The 1,571-nt window shown below is 54.4% G+C and carries 3 protein-coding genes; 2 read left to right on the plus strand and 1 reads right to left on the minus strand.

The features are described 5' to 3' along the window. Positions 1 to 243 precede the first annotated feature (243 nt). Together G3446_RS26615 and G3446_RS26620 are read left to right on the plus strand one after the other, a co-directional pair. Complete coding sequence (locus G3446_RS26615; protein WP_245232836.1) at positions 244 to 426, plus strand: DUF4160 domain-containing protein; 183 nt, start codon at positions 244 to 246, stop codon at positions 424 to 426. Continuing rightward, positions 377 to 643 (plus strand): DUF2442 domain-containing protein, encoded by a 267-nt coding sequence (locus G3446_RS26620; protein WP_164456669.1) that lies wholly within the window; start codon positions 377 to 379, stop codon positions 641 to 643. The genes G3446_RS26615 and G3446_RS26620 overlap by 50 nt, the downstream gene beginning before the upstream one ends. 555 nt (positions 644 to 1,198) lie before the next feature. Here the strand turns inward: G3446_RS26620 and G3446_RS26625 are convergent. Continuing rightward, entirely contained in the window at positions 1,199 to 1,435 is a 237-nt protein-coding gene (locus G3446_RS26625) for a maturase (protein WP_245232835.1), read from the minus strand. Positions 1,436 to 1,571 lie beyond the last annotated feature (136 nt).

The following is a 1,571-nucleotide window of genomic DNA, read 5'->3' on the forward strand; positions in this document are numbered from 1 at the left end:
TGAACAAACGGCCCCTCGCAACCGAGGGCATGAGGTTACATTCTAAGCGCCACGCCGCCGCATGGGCTTTCTCCGCGCAGCGGCTTCGTCCAACAAGACCATTAAATTTGCTCCCTACGGTCGCCGGACGCTCACAAGTTCGCACCGTTCTTGGCGGCGTTATGTGCAGCAGGTGAAATGAGCCCTACAGTATTTAAAGAAAGTGGATATAGATTTTTCTTCTTCTCAAGAGAAGAGGAAAGGATGCACGTCCATGTAGTATCAGGCGATGGAGAAGCGAAATTTTGGCTTAAGCCTGAAATTGAGCTTGCCAAGAACCATAAGTATTCAAGAAAACAACTGAAGCAAATAGAGTCACTCGTAGAGGTTCATTACAATGAGCTCGTTAGCGCATGGCAACAGCATTTCAGAAGTGGAAGTAACTAATATTTCTACGCATGGGGTATGGCTGTTCGCCCATGGAGAAGAATTGTTCATGTCATATGATGATTTTCCATGGTTTAGAGAAATGGCGGTCAAGTCAATTGTAAATGTAGAAGAACAATCGCCAGATCATTTTTACTGGCCTGATTTAGATGTTGACTTGACTAGAGAAATTATTAAGCATCCAGAACGTTTTCCGCTTAAGTCAAGAAGCACATAAAAACCGGAGTGTCGCGTCTGCGCTCGTGATACCCGTCGGGTCGATCCCTCGCCGACGGGACTCGCGCAGGGCGACAACCTTCTCAGCCCGGGCCGTCCCGCTCCGGGTCGCTGCTCCGCCTCGAGTAGCGCCGTTGGCGCACTCGGGCTGCGCACGACCCTACGACGAATGACTCTACGGCGTGTGTGACTGCGCTTTGCATATTGCCTTCACGACGAAGGACTCACGTCCTTCGTCATTACGGCAATACGCACGCGCACACGCCTACCCGGGACTACCGGCCTCGCGCTTTGCGCTTCCCTGGCCGGCAGCGAGCGCCTAATCGGGTAAGGGCGGGTATTTAGCCCGCCCTCCCCACACCACCTAGCATGCGGGTCCGGGCCTTGATCATCGTCTGGTCCAAAACCCAGTGCAAGCGTAAGGATCGCTGCGATCTTGGTTAGGAAATCAGTGCCTTACGCAGGGGCGCCTTGCTCCCGGCAGCCAGATGGACCGAACGATGATCGAGGCCCGGGTCCGCACTAGGCGGTTCACCAGAAGGGAGCAGACGACGCGTCAGGCATAGCCATGCGCTTTCATCCACTGATCGCGAATACTGATCAAGCCCTGAGCTTTCAGCCAGTTGTTGGTCATCCCGGTTTGCGTGCCCAGCGAGCGGGACAGGTGCCAATAGCCTTTCGAGCTCATACCTGTCCAGATCGCCGTGCGTTTCGTTGTGCCCAAGCTCAAGAGCTGGCGAATGCGATTGGTGAAGATCGGGGTCAGGTGAAGATCGGGGTCAGGTCTTGCCATCACGCATCGTCGCCTAACGAATAAGGTTAGATCGTCCGAGCGAAGCGAGCGACGATCTGAACCGGTTGTTGGACAAGCCCGGGATCGAGGAGGTACGCAGGGGGTATAGAAAATAGCTTTTCGAGGCCGAGGGCTC

Origin of the sequence: Thiorhodococcus minor, assembly GCF_010820565.1 — a bacterium.
Lineage (GTDB): Bacteria > Pseudomonadota > Gammaproteobacteria > Chromatiales > Chromatiaceae > Thiorhodococcus > Thiorhodococcus minor.